The sequence below is a fragment of the Streptomyces katrae genome, from assembly GCF_000966975.1.
Lineage (GTDB): Bacteria > Actinomycetota > Actinomycetes > Streptomycetales > Streptomycetaceae > Streptomyces > Streptomyces katrae.
Map to the genome: position 1 here is coordinate 1 of NZ_JZWV01001006.1, position 453 is coordinate 453.

The 453-nt window shown below is 74.0% G+C and carries 2 pseudogenes; both read right to left on the reverse strand.

Going from position 1 to position 453, the window contains the following annotated elements:
* Window positions 1-267: pseudogene (locus VR44_RS43170) on the reverse strand (MFS transporter); the annotation flags it as partial.
* 17 nt (window positions 268-284) lie between these two features.
* Window positions 285-453, reverse strand: a pseudogene (locus tag VR44_RS47805) (transcriptional regulator); the annotation flags it as partial.

Sequence of the window (453 nt, forward strand, 5' to 3'; positions counted from 1 at the left end):
TGGCCGCCGCCGCGGGTACCGCGGGCAGCACCGCACGGGCCGCGTCCACGACCCACATCGTGCGCCTGCGGTCCCAGCGGTCCACCAGCGCACGCCGAGCACCCCGAAGAGCAGCCACGGCAGGGTTCCGGCGGCCGTGACCACGGCGAGCGCCAGCGGATCCCGCGTCAACGTCAGCGCGAGCAGCGGCAGCGCGGCGTGCGTCACGCCGTCGTCGAGCGAGGACACCGTCTGCGCGGTCCACAGCCGTCCGAACCCGGCCGGCAGTCTCCGTACCCCTGTGGTCACTTGACGTCCCCTTCGGCCTGCGCGTGCGATCCCGGGTGGAACAGTGCGAAGACGAGCGACGCGTCCGGCAGCGACGGGTCGGACAGCGCCCGGTACTCGTCCGCCAGCGCTTTCAGCCGCGCCCCGAGCTCTGCGAACTGCTCGTCGGTGAGCCGCAGGTGCGCC